This is a genomic window from Mesorhizobium sp. M1027, assembly GCF_040318745.1.
In the GTDB taxonomy this organism is placed as follows: domain Bacteria; phylum Pseudomonadota; class Alphaproteobacteria; order Rhizobiales; family Rhizobiaceae; genus Mesorhizobium.
In genome coordinates, this window is record NZ_JAMYMW010000014.1 from 185,720 (window position 1) to 193,165 (window position 7,446).

Genomic DNA, 7,446 nt, shown 5'->3' on the forward strand with positions numbered 1-7,446 from the left:
GGATCAGGCAGTTCTGTGGCGGTGATGGACGATGCGGGCGCGCAGGATGCCGCGCGTGCCGAACAGGATCGAGGCGAAATAGACGACGCCGGCGGACAGGATGATCGCCGGGCCGGAGGGCAGTGACGCATGGTAGGACAACAGCAGCCCGGCAATGCAGGAGGCAAAGCCGATCACTGTGGCCAACACGCACATCGGCTCGACGCGCGACGTCCAGAAGCGGGCCGCCGCCGCCGGCAGCATCATCAGCCCGACCGACAGCAAAGTGCCGAGCGCCTGGAAACCACCCACGAGATTGAGCACGACGAGGCCGAGAAAGATGAAATGCACCGGGCTGCCCATCCGGCTGACCGAGCGCAGGAACAAAGGGTCGAGGCATTCGGCGACCAGCGCCCGCCAGAAGATGGCGAGGCTGGCCAGCGTCACCACGACGATGCCGCCGATCAGCGTCAGCGCCTCGTTGTTGAGCGCCAATACGGTGCCGAACAGCACATGCATGAGATCGACGCTGGAACCGCGGATCGACACCATAAGCACGCCGATGGCCAGCGAAATCAGATAGAAGGCCGCCATCGAGGCATCCTCGCGCTGGATGGTGAAGCGCGAGACGGCGCCGGCGCCGAGCGCCACGATGATGCCGGCGATCAGTCCGCCGATAGTCATCGGCAGGATTTCCAGGCCATAGAACAGGAAGCCGGCGGCAGCACCCGGCAGGATGGCATGCGCCATGGCGTCGCCGGACAGGCTCATGCGCCGCAGCATCAGGAACACGCCGACCGGGCAGGCGCCGAGCGACAGCATCATCGAACCGGCGAGCGCCCGCTGCATGAAGGCGTAGTCGGCGAACGGAGCGACGAACAGACCGTAGAGCACGTCCATCACGCCGCCCTCGGCCCCGGGCCGTGATGATGGTCATGGTCATGCCCGTGGCCACTGTGCTGGTGATCATGCTCGCCGGGCTCACACCATGGCGCGTTATCCTCCCAGGCTTCGTGGAAACGGCGCGCACGCAACAAATTCTCCGGCCGCAGCGTCTCCTTAGTCTCTCCCCAGGCGATCGGCTGGCGCGCCAGCAGCAGTGTTTCGGGGAAATTCTGCCGCACCAGATCGAGATCGTGGACCACAACCATGATCGTGCGCTCCTCGCCGTGCCAGCGCTTGATCAGCGCGATCAGGTCACCGACCGTCTTGGCATCGACGGCGTTGAACGGCTCGTCGAGCAGGATGAGCTCGGCATCCTGCAACAGCACGCGGGCAAACAGCGTGCGCTGCAGCTGGCCGCCCGACAACGTGTCGATCGGGCGCTTCTCGAAACCGCCGAGGCCGACGGCCATCAGCGCCTCGCTGACCGAGTCGCGATCTTCCCTTGTATAACGGCCGAGCATGCCGCGCCGCGGCCATAGGCCAAGTGAAACCAGGTCGACGACACGGGCCGGAAAGGAGCGGTCGAGCTCCGATTGCTGCGGAAGGTAGGCGGCGCGCACGCCGGGCGCCCGGATCACCGCGCCGGCCATCGGCTTCAGAACGCCGACGATGCCCTTCATCAGCGTCGACTTGCCGGAGCCGTTGGCGCCGACGACCGCCGTCAGCGATCCCTTGCGGATCGTACCATTGAGGTGGTGGACCGCAGGATGGCTGTTGTAGCCCAGCGTCAGGTCGCGGAAGGTCAGGCAGGTTTGGCTCATGTGACGATCCATGGGGCGACGATCGGTGGTGCAGGGGCGGATTCGATATGTGATGTTATTACATTAGTCAACAAGCCAATCGGGCGGAATTGCGGCCGGGCCGTCATGTTGTGTGCTTTGGCTTGGCTCAAGAAGTTCCGCTCGAGCGGCCTTGCTCCCGGCGAACCCGGCCCCTAAACAGGCGCAGCTGACAAGAGGAGAAGGAATATCCAATGAGCATTCGTCGCATCGATGTAGGCCCACGCATGAGCCAGATCGTCATCCACGGCAACACCGTCTATCTGGCCGGTCAGGTCGGCAAGCCGGGCGGAAATGTCGGTGCCCAGACCAGGGACATTCTGGCGGCGATCGACGAATTGCTGGCCAAGGCCGGCACCGACAAAACCAAGATCCTGCAGGCGATCATCTGGCTGGCCGACATGAGCACCTTTGCCGAGATGAACGCGGAATGGGACAAATGGGTGCCGCAGGGCAACACGCCGGCCCGCGCCACGGGCGAAGCGAAACTTGCCGGACCGGAATATCTGGTCGAGATCATTGTTACCGCGGCGATTTGAGAATGCGGCTCTAACCCTCCCCCTCGAGGGGAGGGTCGGCGAGTAGTCGAAGCGAAGCGGAGACTGCGAGACGGGGTGGGGTCGGCGAGGTTGCTCCGACCCCACCCCGCGTCACAAAATGCCGCCGCGCGGCAATTTGCTCCGCGACCCTCCCCTCAAGGGGGAGGGTTAGGAGCTCACCCCTGCGATGGCGTGAACCTTGCCACCAGCGTGTGGTTCTCTGCCGCATAGGTAAAGCGGACATGGGTGACGGGGTGCTCGGCGCTCCATGTCCGCCGCTCGATCACCAGGCACGGCGCGCCGGTCTCGATGTCGAGCGCCGCCGCGATGTGCTTTTCGGCGGCAACCGCGCGAATGCGATGCTCGGCGGCACTCCACGGCACGCGCCCGATCAGCCACGGACCGGGCGCGGTCTCGAAAAAGGCCTCTTCGGCGGCCTCCGGCACGGCAGCCAGGTTGATCAGCCGCTGCTCGTGGGCAAACGGCCGCTTGCCGGCGAAATGCAGGCATTCCAGCGCCAGCACCGGCCCGGCGACGTCGAGTTCCAGCAGGGCTCGGTCGTCGGCGCTGCTGCGCCTTCCGCTTCGCGCCATGCGCTCATAGCGGTAGGGCAAGCCAAGTGCCTCGACCTCGATCCGGATGTCGTGGATTTCGAGAACGGCCGCCTGCGATTGCGGCCGGCGGACAAAGCTGCCCGAACGACGCCGGCGCTCGATCAGCCCGGCCTTGGCCAGTTGCGACAGCGCCTTGTTCACTGTCATGCGCGAACAATTGTATTCGGCCGTCAGTTCATGCTCGAACGGAATGCGGTGGCCGGGCGCCCAGGCACCCGACAGGATCCGTTCGCTGATGTCCGACAGGATGCGCTGGTGCAGCGAAAGAGCCTCGCCGCCGGCCGCGCTTCCAGAATCCGCGCTTATTGTCGCGATCATACTCATGCCGAAAGCGCCGTCATCACCTTGCGGAACCGCTCGGCGATAGCATCGCGCCTGGCATGCATGCCGCCGCTGACCAGTTTCTTGCCATGCACCCAGACGCAATCGATCTTGGTGCCGTTGGCAAAAATCCAGGCGTCAAGGATTGTATCGCCCGTCTTGCCGGCCAGCGATGGATGCTTGCCGTCGAGCGAGACGAAATCGGCCGGGGCACCTGCTGCGATCTGCGAGGGGCCGGCGCCCAACGCGGCACTGCCACCATCGAGCGCTGCATCGAACAAAGCACGGCCGGTCGAGCCACCGGCCACCGCCAGCACGTTGCGGGCGCGGTGGGCGAGGCGCTGCGAATATTCGAGCTGCCGCAACTCGTCCGGCAGGCCGATCAGGACGTTTGAATCCGAGCCGATGCCAAGGCGGCCGCCATGCTGCATGAACAAGGACGCGGCAAAGGTGCCGTCGCCGAGATTGGCCTCGGTGATCGGACAAAGGCCGGCAACGGCGCCGCTTTTCGCCATTTGCACCGTCTCTGTGTCGGTCATGTGGGTGGCGTGGATGAGACACCAGCGCCGGTCGACCTTGGCATTGGCAAGCAGCCACTCGACCGGCCGCGCCCCGGACCAGGCAAGGCAGTCCTCGACCTCCTTCATCTGCTCGGCGATGTGGATGTGGATGGGCCCCTCCGGCGCCATCACCGTGATGTTTTCCAGTTCCTCCGGTGTCACGGCACGCAGGCTGTGCGGGGCGACGCCCACGACGCCTTGATTCAGCGCGCGAATGGATTCGCGGCATTTCTCAACAAGCCGCGAGAACTGGTTCACATCGTTGATGAACCGGTGCTGGCCTTCATTTGGCGCAGCGCCGCCGAAAGAGGAATGCGCGTAGAACACCGGCAGCAAAGTCAGCCCGATGCCTGTCTCGGACGCTGCGGCAATGATGCGCTCCGCCATCTCGGCGATGTTGACATAGGGCCGGCCGTCGCGGTCGTGGTGGAGATAGTGAAACTCGCCGACGCGCGAGAACCCGGCCTCCAGCATCTCGACATAGAGCTGGGCTGCAACCGCCTCGACCTGGTCCGGCGTCATCGACAGCGCAAATCGGTACATCACCTCGCGCCAGCTCCAGAAACTATCGGCGGAAGGGCCGCGCAATTCAGCAAGGCCGGCCATGCCGCGCTGGAAGGCATGGCTGTGCAGGTTCGGCATCCCTGATAGCAGGATGGCACGGCGCTCGTCGCCAGGCAGGAGCGAGGTATTCGCCTCGACCGTGGCGATCCTGCCGTCGGAGATGACGATTCGCACATTGCTGTGCCAGCCGTCGGGCAGAAGCGCCTGTTCCGCAAAGATTGCTGTCACGTTTTTCTCCAAATCCCGGTCTGCCGTGCGATGATAGCGCTTGCAGTGCCTTTTCATATGTATATACATAATCGTCACCTATTGAAACGGAAAAGATGATGGCTGCAGAGAGCAAAAGCCGGGCAGGAGAGCTTCGCCTCTGGCGCAATGCGCGCCTCGCGACCATGGCCGAAAGCAGCGCCGGGTCAGGCGTCGTCGACCACGGTGCGGTCGCCGTGCGCAACGGCCGGATCGTCTATGCCGGGCCGGAAGTCGACATGCCGGCGGCTCTCCGCGAGGGCGCCGAGGCGACCGACTGCGAAGGCCGCTGGATTACGCCCGGCCTGATCGACTGCCACACCCATCTGGTCCACGCCGGCAACCGTGCCAATGAATTCGAGATGCGGCTGGCCGGCGCCACCTATGAGGAGGTTGCCAAGGCCGGCGGCGGCATCGTCTCGTCGGTCAAGGCGTTGCGCGCGGCGAGCGAGGACGAACTGGTCGGCCAGTCGCTGCCTCGCCTCGATGCGCTGATTGCCGAAGGCGTCACCGCCGTCGAGATTAAATCCGGCTACGGTCTCGACCTCGAAAACGAGAAGAAGTCGCTGCGCGCCGCACGACGGCTGGGCGGTGAGCGATCGGTGGTGGTCAGGACCACTTTCCTCGGCGCTCATGCACTGCCGCCCGAAGCAAAAGGCGACAAGGACGCCTTTATCGATCTTGTCGCCAACGAGATTTTGCCGGCCGTCGCTGCCGAGGGCCTGGCCGATGCCGTCGACGGTTTTTGCGAAGGCATTGCCTTTTGGCCGGAGCAGATCGCCCGCGTGTTCGATGCCGCAAAGGCGGCGGGCCTGCCGGTCAAGCTCCATGCGGACCAGCTGTCCAATCTGCACGGCGCCGAACTTGCGGCGCGCTATGGTGCGCTATCGGCCGACCACCTCGAATACACCGACGAGGCCGGTGCGGCGGCGATGGCGAAGGCCGGAACCGTGGCGACCATCCTGCCCGGCGCCTACTACTTCATCCGCGAGACCAAGAAGCCGCCGATCGCCTTGTTTCGCCAGCATGGCGTCAGGATGGCCGTTGCCACCGACAACAATCCCGGCACGTCGCCGCTGACCTCGCTGCTGCTGACCATGAACATGGCCGCGACATTGTTTGGCCTGACCGTCGATGAATGCCTTGCCGGCGTTACCCGCGAGGCTGCCCGCGCGCTCGGGCTGCTTGGACAGACCGGCACGCTGGAGGCCGGAAAATCCGCCGATCTGGCGATCTGGAACGTCGAGCGCCCGGCCGAACTCGTCTACCGCATGGGCTTCAACCCGCTGCATGCCCGCATCTGGAGGGGACAATGACCGAACTCAAGCTAAGGCCGGGCAATGCCACGCTGGCCGATTGGCGCGCCATCTATCGCGGCGCCGCACTGAGGCTCGACGATGCCTGCCGGCCGAAGATCAAGGCCAGTGCCGAGGCCGTCGCCAGGATCGTTGCCAAGGGCGAGCCGGTCTATGGCATCAATACCGGCTTCGGCAAGCTGGCCAGCGTCCGCATCCCCGCCGCCGATCTGGAAACGTTGCAGCGAAACATCGTGCTGTCTCATGCCGCCGGCGTCGGCGAGCCGATGCCCGTCGCAATCTGCCGGCTGATGATGGCCCTGAAGCTGGCCAGCCTGGCACAGGGCGCCTCCGGCGTGCGGCCGCGGACGATCGAACTGATCGAGGCGATGCTGGCCAACGACGTTATCCCCGTGGTGCCGGCGCAAGGCTCGGTCGGCGCTTCCGGCGACCTTGCGCCGCTGTCGCACATGACCGCCGTGATGATCGGCGTCGGCGAGTGCTTTACCCCGCATGGCCGCTTTCCCGCCAAGGTCGCCTTCGTTTCGCACGGCCTGGAGCCGGTGACACTTGGCGCCAAGGAAGGCCTGGCGCTGCTCAACGGTACCCAGTTTTCGACCGCCTATGCGCTTGCCGCTTTGTTCGAGGCGGAAGTGCTCTACCAGTCGGCACTGGTCGCCGGCGCGCTGTCGACCGATGCCGCCAAGGGCTCCGACGCTCCGTTCGATCCACGCATCCATCTGCTCCGGAAACATCGCGGCCAGATCGAGACGGCCGAGGCGTTGCGCAATTTGATGGCCGGCAGCGCTATCCGTGAATCGCACCGCGTCGGCGACGAGCGCGTGCAGGATCCGTATTGCCTGCGCTGCCAGCCGCAGGTGATGGGCGCAGCGCTCGACGTGCTCCGCAAGGCCGCCGAGACGCTCGGCACCGAGGCCAACGGCGTCACCGACAATCCGTTGATCTTTGCCGAGGACGACTCCGCACTTTCGGGCGGCAATTTCCATGCCGAGCCGGTCGCCTTCGCCGCCGACATGATCGCACTCGCCGTCTGCGAGATCGGCTCGCTGTCGGAGCGGCGCATCGCCATGCTGGTCGATCCGGCGCTGTCGGGCATGCCGGCCTTTCTCACGCCGAAGCCGGGTCTGAATTCCGGTTTCATGATCCCTCAGGTCACGGCGGCAGCACTGGTTTCTGAAAACAAGCAAAAGGCCTATCCGGCCAGCGTCGATTCGATCCCGACCTCGGCCAACCAGGAAGACCATGTCTCGATGGCGGCGCATGGCGCGCGCCGCCTCATCGGCATGGTCGAGAATGCGACGGCCGTCATCGGCATCGAATTGCTGGCCGCCGCGCAAGGCTGCGATTTCCACGCACCGCTGGCCTCGAGCGCGGCACTGGAGGCGGTGCGCCGGCTGGTCAGGGCAGAGGTGCCCCATCTCGACAACGACCGGCACTTCCACCCCGACATGGAGAAGGCCATCGCCATGATACGCAGCGGCGCGGCGGTCGAAGCGGCAAGCGCGGTAAAGCTGCCGGGGGTGACGTCGTGAGACGGTTCACCATCACAGGCCGCGTTCTGTCGCGCCCCCCTCTGTCCTGCC

The 7,446-nt window shown here is 65.2% G+C and carries 7 protein-coding genes; 3 read left to right on the forward strand and 4 right to left on the reverse strand.

Features of this window, described 5'->3' with window-relative positions; translation table 11 throughout:
• Nucleotides 1-3 precede the first annotated feature (3 nt).
• The gene (gene aztB, locus NKH50_RS25125; RefSeq protein ID WP_254817491.1) at nucleotides 4-879 is read right to left on the reverse strand and encodes a zinc ABC transporter permease AztB; all 876 of its coding nucleotides are present in this window, start codon (nucleotides 877-879) and stop codon (nucleotides 4-6) included.
• Nucleotides 879-1,685 (reverse strand): zinc ABC transporter ATP-binding protein AztA, encoded by an 807-nt coding sequence (aztA, locus tag NKH50_RS25130; protein ID WP_352650302.1) that lies wholly within the window; start codon nucleotides 1,683-1,685, stop codon nucleotides 879-881. Before aztA ends, aztB begins: the two co-directional genes overlap by 1 nt.
• A 212-nt stretch (nucleotides 1,686-1,897) precedes the next feature.
• Between aztA and NKH50_RS25135 the strand changes: the two genes are divergently transcribed.
• Entirely contained in the window at nucleotides 1,898-2,242 is a 345-nt protein-coding gene (locus NKH50_RS25135; protein ID WP_023674415.1) for a RidA family protein, read from the forward strand.
• A 176-nt stretch (nucleotides 2,243-2,418) separates the two neighbouring features.
• Here the strand turns inward: NKH50_RS25135 and hutC are convergent, their stop codons facing one another.
• Both hutC and NKH50_RS25145 read right to left on the reverse strand, forming a co-directional pair.
• The gene (hutC, locus tag NKH50_RS25140; protein ID WP_352881627.1) at nucleotides 2,419-3,180 is read right to left on the reverse strand and encodes a histidine utilization transcriptional repressor HutC; all 762 of its coding nucleotides are present in this window, start codon (nucleotides 3,178-3,180) and stop codon (nucleotides 2,419-2,421) included.
• Entirely contained in the window at nucleotides 3,177-4,529 is a 1,353-nt protein-coding gene (locus NKH50_RS25145; RefSeq protein WP_352881631.1) for a formimidoylglutamate deiminase, read from the reverse strand. The genes hutC and NKH50_RS25145 overlap by 4 nt, the downstream gene beginning before the upstream one ends.
• Before the next feature lie 98 nt (nucleotides 4,530-4,627).
• On the opposite strand from NKH50_RS25145, the gene hutI reads away from it, so the two are divergent.
• Together hutI and hutH are read left to right on the forward strand one after the other, a co-directional pair.
• A complete protein-coding gene (gene hutI, locus NKH50_RS25150; protein WP_352881634.1) occupies nucleotides 4,628-5,863 on the forward strand; it encodes an imidazolonepropionase in 1,236 nt (411 codons plus the stop codon).
• Entirely contained in the window at nucleotides 5,860-7,395 is a 1,536-nt protein-coding gene (gene hutH, locus NKH50_RS25155) for a histidine ammonia-lyase (RefSeq protein WP_352881637.1), read from the forward strand. The genes hutI and hutH overlap by 4 nt, the downstream gene beginning before the upstream one ends.
• Nucleotides 7,396-7,446 lie beyond the last annotated feature (51 nt).